At 67.2% G+C, this 17181-nt stretch carries 14 protein-coding genes and 1 tRNA gene; 8 read left to right on the top strand and 7 right to left on the bottom strand.

All coding sequences use genetic code 11. The annotated features are described in order from the left end of the window. The first annotated feature begins 266 nt into the window (after positions 1-266). The 6 genes from V3328_RS23005 (at position 267) to V3328_RS22980 (ending at position 7320) form a co-directional block, all read left to right on the top strand. Entirely contained in the window at positions 267-1328 is a 1062-nt protein-coding gene (locus V3328_RS23005; protein WP_340332068.1) for a TRAP transporter substrate-binding protein, read from the top strand. An 80-nt stretch (positions 1329-1408) separates the two neighbouring features. Then, positions 1409-1927, top strand: coding sequence for a TRAP transporter small permease (locus V3328_RS23000; protein ID WP_340332067.1), 519 nt, complete (start codon positions 1409-1411; stop codon positions 1925-1927). A 7-nt stretch (positions 1928-1934) separates the two neighbouring features. Continuing rightward, positions 1935-3236: a TRAP transporter large permease gene (locus V3328_RS22995; RefSeq protein ID WP_340332066.1), complete on the top strand. Its 1302-nt coding sequence runs from the start codon at positions 1935-1937 to the stop codon at positions 3234-3236. 24 nt (positions 3237-3260) lie between these two features. Beyond that, a complete protein-coding gene (gene dapA / locus V3328_RS22990; RefSeq protein WP_340332065.1) occupies positions 3261-4184 on the top strand; it encodes a 4-hydroxy-tetrahydrodipicolinate synthase in 924 nt (307 codons plus the stop codon). A gap of 14 nt (positions 4185-4198) precedes the next feature. Further along, complete coding sequence (locus V3328_RS22985; RefSeq protein ID WP_340332064.1) at positions 4199-5623, top strand: FAD-binding oxidoreductase; 1425 nt, start codon at positions 4199-4201, stop codon at positions 5621-5623. Between the two features lie 590 nt (positions 5624-6213). Next, positions 6214-7320 (top strand): phosphatidylserine decarboxylase, encoded by a 1107-nt coding sequence (locus V3328_RS22980; protein ID WP_340332063.1) that lies wholly within the window; start codon positions 6214-6216, stop codon positions 7318-7320. An 18-nt stretch (positions 7321-7338) separates the two neighbouring features. Here V3328_RS22980 and V3328_RS22975 read toward each other — a convergent pair whose 3' ends face one another. The 5 genes from V3328_RS22975 to V3328_RS22955 all read right to left on the bottom strand — a co-directional run bounded on the left by V3328_RS22975 (position 7339) and on the right by V3328_RS22955 (position 13051). Beyond that, the gene (locus V3328_RS22975; protein ID WP_340332062.1) at positions 7339-8454 is read right to left on the bottom strand and encodes a glycosyltransferase family 2 protein; all 1116 of its coding nucleotides are present in this window, start codon (positions 8452-8454) and stop codon (positions 7339-7341) included. Beyond that, a complete protein-coding gene (locus V3328_RS22970) occupies positions 8454-9032 on the bottom strand; it encodes a class I SAM-dependent methyltransferase (RefSeq protein ID WP_340332061.1) in 579 nt (192 codons plus the stop codon). Before V3328_RS22970 ends, V3328_RS22975 begins: the two co-directional genes overlap by 1 nt. Beyond that, positions 9032-9769: a PIG-L deacetylase family protein gene (locus V3328_RS22965; RefSeq protein WP_340332060.1), complete on the bottom strand. Its 738-nt coding sequence runs from the start codon at positions 9767-9769 to the stop codon at positions 9032-9034. The genes V3328_RS22970 and V3328_RS22965 overlap by 1 nt, the downstream gene beginning before the upstream one ends. Next, the gene (locus V3328_RS22960; protein ID WP_340332059.1) at positions 9762-10937 is read right to left on the bottom strand and encodes an acyl-CoA dehydrogenase family protein; all 1176 of its coding nucleotides are present in this window, start codon (positions 10935-10937) and stop codon (positions 9762-9764) included. Before V3328_RS22960 ends, V3328_RS22965 begins: the two co-directional genes overlap by 8 nt. A 173-nt stretch (positions 10938-11110) precedes the next feature. Then, entirely contained in the window at positions 11111-13051 is a 1941-nt protein-coding gene (locus V3328_RS22955) for an acyltransferase family protein (protein WP_340332058.1), read from the bottom strand. 489 nt (positions 13052-13540) lie between these two features. On the opposite strand from V3328_RS22955, the gene V3328_RS22950 reads away from it, so the two are divergent. Then, positions 13541-14485, top strand: a complete 945-nt coding sequence (locus V3328_RS22950) for a sulfotransferase family protein (RefSeq protein WP_340332057.1) — start codon at positions 13541-13543, stop codon at positions 14483-14485. Positions 14486-14536: 51 nt separating this feature from the next. Here the strand turns inward: V3328_RS22950 and V3328_RS22945 are convergent. Both V3328_RS22945 and V3328_RS22940 read right to left on the bottom strand, forming a co-directional pair. Continuing rightward, positions 14537-14612, bottom strand: a tRNA-Lys gene (locus V3328_RS22945). Positions 14613-14767: 155 nt separating this feature from the next. Beyond that, positions 14768-15244 carry a methylglyoxal synthase gene (locus V3328_RS22940; protein WP_340332056.1) on the bottom strand — a complete coding sequence of 159 codons (477 nt, stop codon included), beginning with the start codon at positions 15242-15244 and terminating at the stop codon, positions 14768-14770. 231 nt (positions 15245-15475) lie between these two features. On the opposite strand from V3328_RS22940, the gene betB reads away from it, so the two are divergent. Beyond that, on the top strand, positions 15476-16939 hold the full coding sequence (gene betB / locus V3328_RS22935; protein ID WP_340332055.1) for a betaine-aldehyde dehydrogenase: 1464 nt from the start codon (positions 15476-15478) through the stop codon (positions 16937-16939). Positions 16940-17181 lie beyond the last annotated feature (242 nt).

Here is a 17181-nt window from a genome sequence, read left to right as displayed (position 1 = left end):
AACGTGGTCCGCACGCTGATATCCGTCAGTCCGTCCCGGGTCGCAACGGGCATCGCAGGCATCGAGGAACGTCCGCGGAACGGCACCCGCAGTCTCCCGGCCCCGGTCGCTACCGGACGCCGGACCGGTCCGCACCGGCTACCGGGCCGCAATGGTCACGCCGCTCCGGCATCCCTCTCGCCCGTTTCGGTCGCGGTCCTGACCGGGACACCGGCCCGGGGGCGATGCCGACCCTTCGAATGATCAAGCAAACAATAGGTGGGAACATGACATCAATTTCGAAGCTGCTTCTCGGGCTGGCACCTGCGGCATTCGCCGTCGGAGCGGTGCTCTCCCCGGTCTCGTCGCATGACGCCCGCGCCCAGGAGATCGTCAAGTTCGCGACCGTGGACTGCGAGGGCGACATCGTCGACTGCCCCTATTACGCCTACACGGAGATCTTCAACCAGGTCCTCGAGGCCGGCACCTCGGGCCGCTACACGCTCCAGGTGTTTCCGAACTCGCAGCTCGGCGACCTTGAATCGCTGACCGAGCAGACCGCCCGCGGCATCATCCAGATGACCGCCGGACAGAACGCCGGCCAGCTCGCGGGCTACTATCCCAGCATCCAGATCGTCGAGATGCCCTACACGTTCCCCTCGCTCGAGGTGGGCCGGGCCGTGATGCAGGGCGAGTTCGGCCAGGACCTGTCCGACGCCGTGGCCGAGGCCAGCGGCATCCGCATCATCTCGTGGCTGCCCTCGGCGTTCCGCAGCTTCGCCAACAACGTGCGGCCGATCAAGACGCCCAAGGACATGGAAGGCCTGAAGATCCGCGTCCAGCCGGTGCCGATCCATCTCGCCATGGTCGAGGCTCTCGGCGCGTCGGCCACGCCGATCGCCTGGGGCGAGCTCTACAACGCGCTTCAGACCGGCGTCGTCGACGGCCAGGAGAACGCCCCCTACGTCATCCTTCTCGGTCATCTCGAGGAAGTGCAGAAGTTCTACACCCTCGACAACCACCTCCTGAACATGCCGCTGGTCTTCATCAACGAGGAGTTCTACCAGGGCCTCAGCGAGGAGGACCGCGAGGTGTTCGACCGTGCCGCGCGGCTTGCCACCTACTCCATGCTCGGCATCATCGCTGCCAAGGAAACGCAGGATCTCAAGAAGATCGCCGATGCCGGCGTCGAGATCTACTCGCCGACTCCCGAGGAATTCCAGCAGTTCGTCGAGGCGACCCGCGAGCCGGTCCGCAAGGTGCTCGAGGAGAAGGTCGACGCGGAATGGTTCGACAAGCTCGACGCGGCGATCAAGAACGCCCAGGCCGAGATCGGCGGCACGAACTGATCACCGTCTGATCGGACCCCGGACGGGCGGCGAGACCGTCGCCCGTCCTCATCCGCGGCGTCACCAGCCAGGTCGTACCCATGCTCAACGTTCTCGAGAAGACGGCCGACATCCTCGGCTGGATCGCCAGCACGATGGCGCGGCTGATGCTGATCTTCATTGCCGCGATCCTGTTCCTCCAGGTGGTGCTGCGCTACGTGTTCCTCTTTTCCCTCCCCTGGCCGGAGGAGGCCGCGCGCTACCTGATGATCTGGGTGGTGATGCTGGCCGGATCGCTGCTGATCAAGGACGATCAGCTCGTCACCGTCGATTTCTTCGACAAGCTGTGGCCGCGCCGGCTGCTGGTCGCACGCAACGTGCTGTTTCGCGTCTTGCTCGCCGGACTGCTGGGCGTCCTGTTCTGGCAGGGCATCGACCTGGCGACCTTCTCCGCCAACCGCACCACGGTGGCGCTGCAGATCTCGTGGTTCTGGCCCTATCTGGCCATTCCGGTCGGCGCCGGCCTGATGCTGTTCCACATGCTCGTGCTGGCGCTGCGCGACCTGCTGCGCGGCCCGCCTGAGCATCACGAGCCCACCGTCCTGCGGGCCGAGATCTGAGGCCGAGATGGACGGCTCGCTCCTCGTCATCATCGGACTGCTGTTCGGTCTGCTGCTGCTCGGCAGCCCGGTCATCTTCGCGATCGGCTTCGCCGGCCTCGCCTACTTCCTGGTCGAGCCGGGCATGCTGTCCATGCTGCCGATCTTCGCCCACAAGATGTTCACCGGCATGGACGTCTTCATCTGGCTGTCGATCCCGCTGTTCATCATGGCCGGCGAGATCATGACGTCGATCGGCATGACCGACAGGCTTCTCGGCTTCTCGCGGCTGCTGGTCGGCAGCTTCCGCGGCGGCCTCGCCTACGTCAACGTGGTCGGCTCGATGCTGTTCGGCGGCGTCTCCGGATCGGCGCTCGCCGACATCTCCGCGCTCGGCCCCGTCGAGATCGAGATGATGAAGAAGGACGGCTATCGCGCCGACTTCGCCGCCGCCCTCACCGTCAGTTCCGCCGTGCAGGGACCGATCATCCCGCCGAGCATTCCCTTCATCATCTTCTCCAGCCTGACCCAGACGTCTGTCGCGGCCCTGTTCCTGGCGGGCGCCATACCCGGCATTCTGATCGGCGCCGCGCTGATGGCCGTCGTCTTCGTGATGACCCGCCTGGGCAACTTCCCGGCAAACCCGATCGGCAATCTGACCTTCGTCAAGATCGTCCGCATCGTGCTGGAGGCGATGTGGGCGCTGCTGATGCCCGTCATCATCATCGGCGGTATCGTCTCGGGCATCTTCACGGCGACGGAAGCGGCAGCCGTTGCGGTCGCCTACGCGGTCCTGATCGGCGTCGTTGCCTACCGGAATCTGACGCTCCGGAAGTTCTGGGCGATCGTCGACCGGACGGCGCGTACGTCGGCGTCGATCTATCTGATCGTCGGCTTCGCCACGATCATCTCCTGGATCCTCGCCAACGAACGGGTGCCGAGCGAACTCGGCGCACTGATCGAGGGTGCCAACCTGCCGGTCTGGGCGCTGCTGCTGATGATCAACCTGTTCTTCCTGATCAACGGGCTGTGGATTGGCGACTCCGTGCAGCTTCTGCTTTTTGCGCCCCTGTTCACTCCGATTCTGGCGGCAATGGGCGTCGATCCGGTCCATTTCGGCGTCATCATGGTCATGAACGTGATGATCGGCCTGCTGACCCCGCCCTACGGGCTCGCGCTCTACCTCGGATCCGCGGTGAGCGGCGAGAGCCTGGGTGCGATCGTTCGCCAGTCGCTGCCGTTCCTGCTTGCCTGCCTCTTTGTGCTGCTGCTCGTCACCTACATCCCCGCGATTTCGCTGACGCTGCCGCGGTTCTTCGGCTTCATCTGAGTCCATACTTATCTGGAGGTCACCATGTCACTCGTAGCCGCCGACCTTAAGGGCGTGTTACCCGCCCTCGTCACCCCGTTCGACAAGGCCGGAAAGTTCGATCCGGCAGCCATGTCGGCGCTCATCGACAGGGTCTTCGCCGCGGGAGCCGCCGGCATCGTGCCGCTCGGCGGTACGGGTGAGTACACGGCGCTCTCGCACGACGAACGCCTCGCCGTGATCGAGACGTCGGTGGCGGCCGCGAAGGGGCGCGGTCCGGTCATTGCAGGCGTCCTGTCGCCGGGCTTCGAGGAAGCAGCCGCTGCCGGCAAGGCATTCGGGGCAGCCGGCGTCGATGCGCTGATGGTGGTCACGCCGTTCTACGTGATCGCCGGCCAGCAGGGCCTCCTCGACTACTACCGCCGGATGCGCGATGAAGTCGGCCTTCCGATCGTCCTCTACGAGATTCCCACCCGCACCAACGTCAGCTATGCGCCCGAGACGGTCGCAGCCCTTGCCGAAGAGGGCGTCGCGATCGGCATCAAGTATTCGAACTACGACATGGTGAAGTTCACCCGCGTGATGCGCGCGGCCGGCGACAGGATGGCGGTGATGAGCGGCGAGGACAGCCTGCTCGTCGCGCACATGGTGCTCGGCGCGCCGGGTGCCATCCTCGCCACCGCGAACGTCTATCCCGAACACTGGGTCGAATGCTTCAACCGGGCATCGTCCGGCGATTTCGCCGGCGCCGCGGTCCTCCAGAAGGATCTCTACCCGATGATCGAGGCCTTCTTCTGCGAGCCCAACCCCGGGCCGCTGAAGAAGGCGATGGCCATTGCCGGCCACGACGTCGGCCCGGTCCGCCTGCCGCTGGTCGACGTCACGCCGGAGACCGACGCCCGGCTGAGGAGCGTCATGCGGGACGTGCCGGACGTTTCCACGTCGGGCCGGATGGCACGCAGCGCCTGAGCGGAGGACCACCGATGGCGGACGATTTGCTCGGCGGCCTCGCGGCGATCGTGGGGCCCGGCGGAGTGGTCACCGACGGTGACCGGTCCCGCTTCCTGAACGACTGGCGCGACAAGGTGCATGGCGATGCTGTCGCCGTCGTGCTGCCCCGCTCGACCGAGGAGGTCGCCGCCGTCGTGAGGCTCGCCGCATCGCAATCCGTCCCGGTCGTGCCGCAGGGCGGCAACACCAGCATGTGCTTCGGCAGCGTGCCCCACGCCGGCGATCGCAGCATCGTCCTCAGCCTCTCCCGGATGAACGCGATCCGCGAGCTGGATCGGGAAGGCTCGGCAGTGGTCGCCGAGGCGGGCACGGTGCTGGCGACCCTGCACGAGGCGGCCGAAAGCGTCGGCCGGCAGTTCCCCCTGCACCTGGGGGCGGAGGGCACGGCCCAGGTCGGCGGCCTGATCTCCTCCAACGCCGGCGGCACCGGCGCGCTGCGCTATGGCCCGATGCGCGATCTCGTGTTCGGGCTTGAGGTCGTGCTGCCGAACGGCACGGTGCTGAGCGACCTCAGCGCGCTGCGCAAGGACAACCGCGGCTACAACCTCAACCATCTCTTCATCGGCGCGGAAGGAACGCTCGGCGTCGTCACGGCGGCGGCGCTGAAGCTGCACCCTGCCCTGCACGCCGACGCGGATGCCTTCGTCAGCGTCGCGAGCCCGGCGATGGCGCTCGAACTGCTGGCCAGGATGCAGGACCGCTTCGACACGGCGGTGCAGGCCTTCGAGCTTCTCTCCGGCTCGCAGATCCGGATCGTCGAGGACATGCTGCCGGCGGTGCGGTCGCCGCTCGCAACCCTGCCGGACTGGGCGGTCGTCATTCACCTGGGCGACCCTGACCACCAGGCCGGATTGCGGGAAAGGCTCGAAGACTTCCTCTCCGGGGAACTGTCCTCCGGACGGGTGCTGGACGGCGTGGTGGCCCGCAGCACGGCGCAGGCGCGCGAGTTCTGGAAGCTGCGCCATTCCGTGACCGAGGCGAACCTGAAGGCAGGTTTCGGCACCACACTCGACGCATCCGTGCGTGTGTCCGCCGTTCCCGCCTTCCTGGAAGCCGCCTCGGCGGCGCTGGTCGAGGCGTTTCCGGACGCCATTCCCGTGGTCGTTAGCCATCTCGGCGACGGCAACGTGCACTTCATCGCGATGTTCCTGTACGACCGCGACGGCCCCGAGCGGGACCCGGCGAAGACGGCCGACGACGTGCAGGTCCTCATCAACGACATCGCCCTTGCGCATGGCGGCTCCTTCAGCGCCGAGCACGGCATCGGGCGCAAGCTCGTGGGCGAGTTGAAGCGGCTCAGCGACCCGAACCGCTACGACCTGATGCTCCAGATCAAGCACCTCCTCGATCCCGCCGGGATCATGAACCCCGGCGTGCTGTTTCCGCCAGGGAGCTGACCCGGGAAGCCGGGGGGCGGGCACCACACCTCTCCCATGGGGAGAGATCGGAGCGCGCAAGCGATCCGGGTGAAGGGTTACGGCGTGAGCCGGTCCCGTCGTCGCCCCCCACCCGCGCCTTCGGCGCGACCTCTCCCCGCCGGGGAGAGGTGGGCGTCCGGGCGAACCGGCACGGGCATGTCCGGGATGATGCGACCCGGGAACCTGGCGCGCGGGCTGTCCAGCGTGCCGCGATACTGCGTGTCGCCCATATCACGGTTGCAAAAGTCGCCGGCGGCGATGATCGCGGGAATTATCGTACGGCACCCCACCTCTCCCATGGGGAGAGGTCGGAGCGCGCAAGCGATCCGGGTGAGGGGTTAGGGCGTGAGCCGGTCCCCTGGGCGCCCCCTCACCCGCTGCTTCGGCGCGACCTCTCCCCGCCGGGGAGAGGTGGGCATTCGGGCGAAACGGCACGGGCATGTCGGCATGTTGCGCCCCGGGAAGCCGAGGAGCGATGCTCCGGCCGTTGGTTGCTGACGACCGGACGGGCGGCTACTGTCTCGACGCTCCGGTTCCCGCTGCGGAACGCCGACGTTCGAGGCCTTGCAATGAAATCGCTCAGAATCGCCGTCGCGGCGGCGCTTTTCCTTATCCTTCCCGCCGCTATCGCGCAGGCGAGCAACTACGGCGACTCCAAGTCGGTCAAATCGCTGAAGTCGCTGCTGCTGGCGAAGCCGGAGCTCGAGGCGGCGCTGAAGAAGGCGATTGCCGACGCGGGCATGGACGGCATCACCGACATTCCGCAGTTCGAGACCTACATCAACGGCATCGTGCGCCTTGTTCCCACCAACCGGAACATCGACGACAAGCTCGGCCCGCTCTACATCATCACCGACATTTCCGACACGCTGCGCACCAGCCCGGAATTCGAGAACTGGTCTAAGGAAGTGGTCTCCGAATGGGGCCATTTCCTCGATTCGCCGCTGTCGATCGGGGGCCTGTCGACCTTCTACGACGATCCGAGCATGAACATGGAGGACTACTATGTCGGCCCCAGCGGCTGGCTGACCTTCAATCAGTTCTTCGCCCGGGAGATCAAGCCCGGCAAGCGTCCGATCGCCGGCCTCGGCGACGGCCGGACGATCGTCTCGCCGGGGGACTCCGTCTACAAGGGGTCGACGCCGATCACCGACGACGCGACGACCGAGGTGAAGGGCGTCACCCACCGGATCTCCGACCTGCTGAAGGACACCGAATACGCCGAAAGGTTCGCCGGCGGCCAGTTCATCCACTTCTACCTGTCGATCACCGACTACCACCGCTTCCACGTGCCGTTCGCCGGCAAGGTGGTGGAGAAGAAGATCCTGCCGGGCTTCGCCTATATCGGCGTCTTCGAGAAGCCGGACGGCTCCACCTACCTCACCGACGGCGCGGGCTACCAGTTCCGCCAGGAGCGCGGCCTCATCGTGCTCGAGACCGAGGAGATCGGCTACGTCGCCATCCTGCCGATCGGCATGGGGCCGGTCAGCAGTGTCGAGCTGACCCCCGACGTCGGCGCCGAACTGCATAAGGGCGAGGAATTCGGCTTCTTCCAGTTCGGCGGCTCCGACGTCGTGGTGCTGTTCGAGAAAGATGCGGTGGACATTACTGCAGAGCCGGGCAAGCACTATCTGCAGGGCGCGGCGATCGGGACGGCGAAGCCGAAGTCGAAGTAGTCCGCGGCGGCCTCCGGTTCAGACCGGTGGGTCCCCGTCCGCCGCCATGTCGCTCGCAAGGATGTCCCGCAACGTCCGGACCAGATCGCCGGGGCGTGCCATCCTGAGGCGCGCGTTGACCGAGGTCAGCGCGTCTATTTCGCGGCTGAGGCCGGACGGACGCAGCCGGTGGGCTGGCTCCGCCGGATCGCCGAGATGGAAGGCGCGCTGGGACTCCGCTGCGCCAAGTCCCTTCCGGACGAACAGACGCGCCGGCAGCAGGCTCTCGTCTGCCCAGTCGTCGTTGTCGGCGATGCGGCGCGAGATGGAATCGGCCATGCCGCCCGGGGCCCGCCCGTCGAGTCTGCAGGACACGACCACCCGCACGTCGTCGGCGTGCCGGACGCGGTAGCCCCGGTCCTTGAAGCGGCGGATGATCTCGCGGTCCTCGCCGCAGATCATGTCCCTGAAGCCCCCCAGCGCCTCGAAGGCGTCCACCCGGAAGCCGAGGCTGGCGCCGCCTGCCTGGCCATGGTGTGGCCGTGACGTGGAAGAGTGGGTGCGCAGAAGGCTCTCGAACTCCAGGCTCGCCTGGAAGTAGATGTATTCCAGAGCCGCCGCCGGGCGGATGTGGTCCGGCAGAAGCGCTTCCTCGGCAGGGTCGGCGTGGAACCGCCCGCAGACCGCATCGACCGTCTCAAGGTGCCGAACGCTGTTGGCCACCCAGTCGGGGGCGACGCGTCCGTCGGCATCCGAAGTCAGGATGTAGCCGAGGCCGGGTTGCAGCGTCAGGGCGGTGCGGCAGCCGACCTGCCTGGCCAGCCCGACGCTGCCGCCGTCTGGGAAGACCAGATCCAGCGCGTGCAGCGCAAGTCCGAGCCGTCTTGCCGCATCGACGGCCCGTCCGACCGTCATGTCCGTGCAGTTGTTCGCCACCAGGACGATGAACGTCCGTGCCAGCGCGGCCGGTCCCTGCAGCGCGAGCGCCTCGAGACACCGGTCTATGCGTGCTTCCTCGTTGCGGGCCGGGATGACCACCGCCACATCCCGACTTGCGGCGATTGCATTGCCCTGGCCGCGGACCGGACGGCTGAGCCAGCGCCGCCGCACGGCTGCCCGGCCGCCTGCGCCCTCATCGTCGTTTCCGAAGACCATCAGACGCCGCCCTCGCCCGGCCCGCGGGGCGTCAGCCGATCGATCCGGTAGGTCCCCGACGTGGGCACCGTTTCCGCGCGATAGCCCCGGCCAAGCGCCTCCATGAACATCCACGCGGCCGGTTCGCCCTGCAGATGGTTGCCCGTCGGCCCGGTGTAGTTGACGCTGAGCACCTCCGCCAGCGGCCAGGCGGTCCTGATCCGTTCCGCCAGGTCGGCGATCCCCGCCTCGTCGAGGAAATACAGGAACTCGGAGACGACGATCAGGTCGAAGCTCCCGCCGGGCAGCGGACAGGGAAAGAAATCACAGTGGAACTCCCCCGACGGAACCGCCAGCCGCGCCTCCGCAATTGCGGCCGGCACCGCATCGAGACCTGCGTAGCGGTCGGCAAGCCTTCTCAGCCGCTTCCCCAGTTCGCCGTTGCCGCAGCCGATCTCGAGGATCGCCTCGTAGTGGTGGCGCGACAGCGCGGCGATCGACGCCCGGTACTTCTCGTCCTCATAGGCGCTGGTGCGAAAGTTCCACGGATCCGGCGTTTTCGCGTAGAGCCCGGTCAGATGCTCGATGGCCATGCCCATCAGGCGATCCCCTCGAAATAGTATTCGTCGCTGCGAGCGAAGAATTCGGCGAAGCCCGGCGGCATGGTGAAGCCCTCGGGATCGTCGGTGACGACGCGTCCGCTCTGGCTGCGATGGGCGGCAATCGCCGCCTGCTTCTGGGCGAGCCGGCAGGCGGCGGCGTGAATGCGCAGGCTGGACCGCGGTCCGAGCGCCTCGGCGCGGGCGTCGTGCCAGCGCGACCAGACCGGATAGACGAACATGCGAAGCGACGGCGCGATCTCGTGCAGCCGCCGGGCGATGCCGAACGTCGCCAGATGGTCCTTGTGCGGATCGCGGCCGGAGGGAGAGAACACCGCACCGACATCGAGCCTCTCGCAAAGCGCCTGAAGGCGCATGGCCGTCTGCAGCTGGTCGGCCTCGTCTTCGGGGGCATCGCAGTCGTGAAAGCCCAGGAACGTCACATCCTCCGCCTCTCCCCCCAGAATCGACACGGCGCTGAGCAGTTCGCACTGCCGCAGTGCCGCCAGCCTGGGGCCCGGCCACTGCCGCGACTTGCGATGCGAGTGGCGGCCGTCGGTGATGCAGGCGACATGCGCCCCGACGCTTTCGAAGCACTCGGCGAGCAGGGCGCCGCACCCCAGGGACTCGTCGTCGGGATGCGGGCTCAGCACGAGGATCGGCTTGCCGCGATGGAAATCGGAGGCCGTCCAGTGCACGCGATCGCGGTCGCAGGGGGCTGGCTGCAGGCTAGCCATGCCAGAGCCCCAGGATATCGCGATCGACGTCGAGCCCGGTCGCACCGGCCCGCGCCTGCAGGGCGTCGCGAGCGACCTGCCGCATGTAGACGGCGAGATCGCGGGCTTTCCGGCCCGTCTCGCTGGAGTCGTCGAAATGCTCGAGGCCGATGGAGCGCTCGATGGCGGACAGAGCCCTCTGGCCGACCTCCTCGGTGTGCAGGCGCGCGAAGATGGACAGCGCGACCGCCCTGTCCGGATCGGACATTCCCTCGATACCGCCGGCAATTTTGCCGGCACGCTCGACCAAGCCGATTGCCCCCAGGCACTCCTGGAGGATGCCGGCCAGCCGGCCGATCTGCGGCGGCGCGTCCAGGCGATCGAGCTCCGCCAGTCGGTCGCGGGCGGCCTCCAGCAGCCCCAGCGTTCCGCCCAGCTGAATGGCGGCGATCCGCCAGACCCCGCCGACGAAATAGGGTTCCCGGTGGTAGGCGCCGGGCGCACCGAACATGGTGAAGCCGCCGCTGTCGAGACCGTCGAAGTCGTAGCTCCCGGATGCGCTGGCGCGCATGCCGTTCATCGTCCAGGTCGAACCGTCCTGCCGCACCGGATCCGACACGTTCGCCAGGCACAGGCGCACGCCGTCGTCCGTGGACACCGAGATCACCGCTTCGGCAACGGTTCCGAGACCCGAGGCGTAGCGCTTCTGTCCGCGCAATACCCCGGACGCCGGATCGAGGCTCACCGGCGGCGTCGCATCGGCGCCCCACACGCCCAGGAGACCGCCCTGGCGGACGACATCGAAGGCGCGCGCACGCAGGTCCTCACCGGCATACAGGTCGAGCAGGTGGACCGCGTTGACATGGCCTTCGAACAGGCGCGCGGCTGACAGGTTCGTCCGGGCGAGTTCGATCAGCGCGCGCACCGACCTCTCCGCTCCGGCGCCGCCGCTGCCCAGGTCCGAGCCGCCGGCTTTCGCCGGCAGCACGGCTTCGAGCCAGCCCCATTGCCTCAACAGGTCGACCGTGGCGCAGATGCCGACCCGGCCGGCGTCCTCCTGCCGCGCATGCTGATGCAGGATGCGACGCGATGAACTGTTCAGGATGGGATCGAAAGCGGCCTTCGGCCGCCCGAACGGCATCACCCCGCTGCCACGGGAATCCAGATCCGTGAGCGTTCCCGTACGCATGCGGTTCCTTCGGTCTCAAGGCCTGCCGGCCCGCAAGACCCGCCAATCGGGACTCGGCGTGCAAGGCTTTCCGGTTGAAGGAACGGCGTGACCCGCCGAAGGTTCCGCCGGCACAGTGCCTGGCGCGCGCACGCCTCAGGCGGCGCGAAGGGGTCTCCGCGCCAGGGAACGGCCTAGAACGTCGCGCCGTCCGCGCCCCTGGAGGACAAGTTCCTGCCGGCCCCCTCCTCGGCGGCCGGATCGCGCAGGCCGTCGAAGAAACCCGCCTCGGCCATCATCCTCCCGAAGTACCTCGCCCCCTCGAGCGACCAGTGATGGCCGTCGAGATAGGCAAGCTGGTGGTCGGGGGTCTCCAGGGGACAGTGTTCCCCCGGACAGGACACCGGGTACAGATCGAGGATCGGTATCCCCTGTTCCCCTGCCTGCCTGGTCAGCAGCTTGTTGGACAGCCGCCACTTGTCGACCACCGTGGACCGCAGGATCGATTCCGCCCGGTCGATTCCGCCCATCCGGGACACGAGTTCGGGAACGTCGGCGAACTCGATCTTGCGCGTCGTCAGCGCCAGGCGGGCGCCGTGCCGTCCGGCGAACTCCTTGAAGGCGTCGAGATTGCGGAGGGCGATCGGATACCAGCGCATCACGCCGATGATCGCGTCTGCCTTCTTGTACTGACTGGACTCCCTGACGGCGGCGATCCTTTCGACGCAGTCCTTCTCGTCCTTCGTCCGCGGCTCGAATGCGTCGCCTTTCTTCATCAGGCCCAGGCAGTTCGGCGGAAGCGAAAGACGGCGGAACTGCATGTCTCCCCACATGCCGGGATTGAGGTACACCGCGTTGAACAGGTCCTTCGAATGGCTGTCCCCGAGGATCAGCACCTTCACGCCGCCGCGATCGAAGGGCTGCTGGCCGGGAGAATCCGGCTCCGACACGTAGTCCCAGGTCTCCGCCCGCGACCGCTTGATATTGGCGACCATCTGCGCGACCTCCGGCGCCATCCGGCTCGGCCAGCCCTCCTCGGTGACCGCCGCGGCCGCCGTCGCGGAAATCGCCACGGCCGCACCGCAGCAGGCCGCCAGCACGGTCCGCGACGACAGCCCCGCCTTGGCCGGCACCCGGAACGGGGTCTCCACATAGCGATACATGAGCACGGCGAGCAGGATCATCGACGCGATCAGGATGATGTCGATGGCCGTGCCGCCCTCCGTCACCGCCGCGTAACGGTAGAAGACGATCACCGGCCAGTGCACCAGGTACAGGGAATAGGAGATCAGGCCGACGCCCACCATTGCCCGATTGCAGAGCAGAAGCGAGGCGACCCGGCTGCGGCCGGCGAAGATGACCAGCCCTGCGCCGAGGCAGGGCACCAGTGCCGCGACGCCGGGAAACGGCGTCGCTTCGGAGTAGACGACAACCGCATAGGCGATCAGCCCCACGCCCGCCGCCGTCATGCCGTCGCGCATCGCCGCAGGCAGCGAGAGGCCGGCATTGGTTCGCACCAGCACCGCGCCGACCAGGAACTCGTGAACCCTGAACGGGGTGAGGTAGTACGCTGCCGACGGCGACCACTCCACGGCCCACTGCGAGGCGGCGACGCTGGCGATGGCAAGGATTCCGATCGCGGCCAGCCGCAGGCTGCGCGACGGAACGGCCGCCCAGGCCAGCAGGAGCGCCGGCCACACCAGGTAGAACTGCTCTTCCACCCCGAGCGACCACATGTGCAGCAGCGGCTTGAACAGGGCTTCGGTGTCGAAGTAGCTGACCTGCAGGAACAGCAGGATGTTGTAGGCCGACAGGACGGTGGCAATGGACGCCTGCCCCGTCTCGGCCAGAAGCGTCGGAGAAAACAGTATCGTCGCCGCCACGAATACCAGCGCGACCGTCGCCAGCATGGCCGGCAGGATGCGCCGCACCCGCGCCATGTAGAACCGGCGGAACGTGAAGCGCCCCGCGTCGAGGTCGCCGACGATGCGCTTGGTGATCAGGTAGCCGGAGATGACGAAGAAGACGTCGACACCCACGAAGCCGCCGGGAAAGGCGTTCCACCCCAGATGGAAGAACACCACCGACAGGACCGCCACGGCCCGCAGGCCGTCAATTTCGGCGCGATATTCCACTGAACACCATCCAGAATTCCGTCCGCGCCGCAGATACCACAGCTGGACCTTGCGGTGCACGCTCCAAAACACGGCCGGCCGCACCCGCGCGCGGCGCATCGCCTCCAGGTGGACGGCTCCCGGCCACCGCCGCACGACTGGACAATAACTCTCTCGGACAACGACCCTGGCGGTGACAATTCACATATCAAACACTATTGACAATTAGCCGGCATATCTCGCTATGATCTATATCTTGCTGGGGATCTTCTTCGCAGGATCTCGGCAGAATGGGAGCAAAACCCGGTGAAACCTGTGCACGTTTCGGCGAACGTGTAATCCAGCCGCTTCTTCGAATTCTATGAAAGCGTCGCATATGGAGGCGATTGCCGCATGTCCGGTGCAGACGAAATAAACCACGCTCCGGCACCAGATCACATCGATGTCACTGCTTGGCTGTGCCCGAATTGAACAACCGCCCAGACCGATAGGAAGTGAGCAGATCGGGGAATGATCGATTCACCTGCTTCCAGTGAATCCGGTCCGGGCGGACGTCCGGCCTTCATGTGCATCGGCAGCCAGCGCGCCGGGACCACGTTCCTCTACCGAATGCTGCGGCAGCATCCGCAGATATGGCTTCCGCCGATCAAGGAACTGCACTTCTTCGACAAGCCGCTCGATCGACCCTACCGCCGCAACGAGATCTTGAACGCAAAGACGCGACAGGGCCAGCGCGACAGGCGATTCGTCGAGCGTCTGCAAAGGGCCATCAAGGACGGCGACCAGAGCATCCGGCGATACAAGGAACTGTTTCGGCCCGCCGGCAGCAAGTTCGCCGGCGACATCACGCCGGGATACTCCACGCTGCCCGCGGAGACGGTGGAGGACCTGGCCTGGGGATTGCCGCACATCAAGGTGATCTTGATCCTGCGCGACCCGGTTTCGCGTCTTTGGTCCCACGCCCGGATGATAAACCGAAAGCGGTCCGTGACGATGCCGCTGGAGAGCTTCGAATCGTTCAAGTCATTCTGCGAGGATCCCGGCGTCCAGGCCCGCTCCCTGCAGTCCCGGGTCTACGAACGCTGGACTGCTCACTTCGGCGAGCGCCTGAAGGTTCTCTTCTTCGACGACCTGGTCGCGGATTCGCAGGCATTCGTCCAGGAGGTGCAGCGCCTTGTCGGCGTGGAGCCGCAGCGCATCGATCAGAACCGCGACCGCGATGTCCCGGCCACGCCCAGAATGCCGGACGACATGCGCGCCTACGCCGCAGCGATGCTGTCCGACGAGTACCGACGCCTCGCGGCCCTCCTTGGAGGCCATGCCAACGCCTGGGCCGAACGCGCAGCGCAGGCGGAGCGCGAGGCAGCGCAATCGAAGCCAACGACCAACCGGTCGCGGAATCGGGAGATCGCGGGTGGATCGGACTGCAGCCAGTCCCGGACGTCCGGACCCTAGGCCGGCCTTAACCGCGCCCTGCCCCCTCTGGGGCTAAGTCATTGAAAGGATTGGTGGGCGCACAAGGACTCGAACCTTGGACCCGCTGATTAAGAGTCAGCTGCTCTACCAACTGAGCTATGCGCCCGCCGAAAGCGGAATGTGCGGCTGGGCCGCGACGAGGTCCGTTGATCGGGGATATAACAACGCAATCGCCCGGCGTCCAGACGCGATCACGCGAATTCGCCCGCGCCGGCGGCGGCCCCGCCGGACGGCCCGACGCAACGGCCGTCGCGGGCGACCTCACTCCGCCTGTCGCCGTCCGATCACGGCGAACCCGGCGGCGATGCAGTCCGCCGTTGCGGGATTGCACGCGACCGGCACGTCGTACAGGACGGCGAGCCGCAGCAGCGCCTTGACGTCGACGTCGTGCGGCATCGGCGTCAGCGGGTCCATGAAGAAGATCAGGACGTCGAGCCTGCCTTCCGCGATCAGCGCGCCCATCTGCTGGTCGCCGCCCAGCGGTCCGCTCTTCAGCCGGTGCACGGCAAGATCGGGATAGGCGTCCCGGACCACCTGCCCGGTCGTGCCCGTCGCGGTCATCTCCTGCGGCGCCAGCGCGTCGTGCCAGCGTCCGACCCAGCCGACCAGTGCCTCCTTGCGGCTGTCATGGGCGACGAGCCCAATGCGCAGGCCGGCGCTGCTGGTTGCGCCCGTTCCCGCTTCCCCCGGTGCCGCTTCCCCTGTCTCCGGGTCCTGCTCCTGATCGATGTCCGTCATCCTGACTGCGCCCTCCCCTGCCGGCCGCGGACAAGCCCGAGCCGGCGTTCGTCGCCATGCTCCCGATCCACCGGTTCGGTTCCCGCATCCGGGTACCGGACGCCGAAGGGCTTCCGGTGGAACGTCCGAGTTTGATATTCGACACTGCTCGTGCTGCAAGCGGGGCTCGAATATCGGGTTCCCTGCACTAGGATGCGCCCGCAGCATGGATGCGTGAAGACGGAGATCGGCATGACCAGCCTCGGACGACTGCGAAACCACATCGGCGGCGCCCATCGCGACGGCACCGGCGCCGCCTTCGTCACCATCAACCCGACCACGGGCGAGCCGCTTGCCGAGGTGTCGGCCGCCTCCCCCGCCGAGGTCGACGACGCGGTCAAGGCGGCAGCGGTCGCACAGGCCGCGTGGATCGCGCGGCCGCCGGCCGAGCGCGCCCGGGTGCTGCACCGCGTGTCGGAGCGGCTGCGCGACAAGCGCATGGAGCTTGCCCGCATCGAGGTCCTCGACGCCGGCAAGCCGATCCAGGAGGTGCCGGAGGCCGACATCGATTCGGCCGCCGACTGCTTCGAGTTCTTCGCAGGCGTCCTGCAGGGCGCCTACGGCGAGCATATCGACCTCGGGCCGGACGCCTTCGCCTACACGCGCCGCCAGCCGCTCGGCGTCGTCGGCGGCATCGGCGCCTGGAACTACCCCATCCAGATCGCCAGCTGGAAGACGGCGCCGGCGCTCGCCGCCGGCAACGCCATGGTGTTCAAGCCGAGCGAACTGACGCCGGTCTCCGCGCTGGCGCTGTCGGAGATCATCGAGGAGGCCGGCGCGCCGCCGGGCCTGATGAACGTCGTGCTCGGCGGCCGCGAGGTCGGCTCGGCGCTGGCCACCCATCCCGGCATCGCCAAGATCTCGCTGACCGGCTCGGTTCCGACGGGTGCGAAGGTGATGGAGGCGGCCGCCGGAACGCTCAAGCACGTCACCATGGAACTGGGCGGCAAGTCGCCGCTGATCGTCTTCGACGATGCCGACATCGACGACGCGGTGTCGGCCGCCATGCTCGGCAACTTCTACACGCAGGGCGAGATATGTTCCAACGCCACACGCGTCTTCGTGCAGCGCGGCGTCCACAACGCGTTCCTCGACCGGGCGGTCAGGCGGACCGAGGCGATCCGCGTCGGCGACCCCCTCGATGCGCAGACGCAGATGGGCCCGATGATCTCAGGCGACCATCTGGCCAAGGTGCTGTCCTATGTCGAGGCCGGCAAGGCGGAGGGCGCCCGCCTGATGACCGGGGGCGAACGCATCGTCGAAGGGCCGCTGGCCCGCGGCTATTTCATGCGCCCGGCGATCTTCGCCGATTGCACCGACGACATGCGGATCGTCGGCGAGGAGATCTTCGGGCCGGTGATGAGCGTGCTCACCTTCGACAGCGAGGACGAAGCGGTCGCCCGCGCCAACGCGACGCCCTATGGCCTTGCGGCGGGCGTGATGACCCGCGACCTGCCGCGGGCGCACCGCATGGCCGCCGCCCTGCAGGCCGGCGTCGTCTGGCTCAACGCCTACAACCTGACGCCGGTCGCGATGCCGTTCGGCGGCACCAAGATGTCGGGGATCGGGCGCGAGAACGGACTGGCGGCGCTCGACTTCTATTCGGAGCGCAAGAGCGTCTACGTCAACCTGGGCGGCGTCGAGGCGCCCTACTGACCGGCGTCGTGGCTCGACGTTCGGTCGCACGACCGGGTCCGCTACCCTGCGCGGCCGGCGGCTCGCCGGAGCGGGCGCGCCACGGGATGCTGCACCCGGTTGCGGAACATGGTGCAATCTTGTGATGATGCGCTATGTCAAATGATGTCGCGGGAACATTGATCTTGTGCAATACCGCCACTGCGCTCGACCCGTGTTTATTCGTTGTCCGCACCTGAGAGTGGAACGCATTGGCGAAAATT

The organism is Microbaculum marinum (assembly GCF_037855135.1).
Classification (GTDB): domain Bacteria; phylum Pseudomonadota; class Alphaproteobacteria; order Rhizobiales; family Tepidamorphaceae; genus Microbaculum; species Microbaculum marinum.
This window is presented reverse-complemented; position numbering and strand designations above follow the sequence as displayed.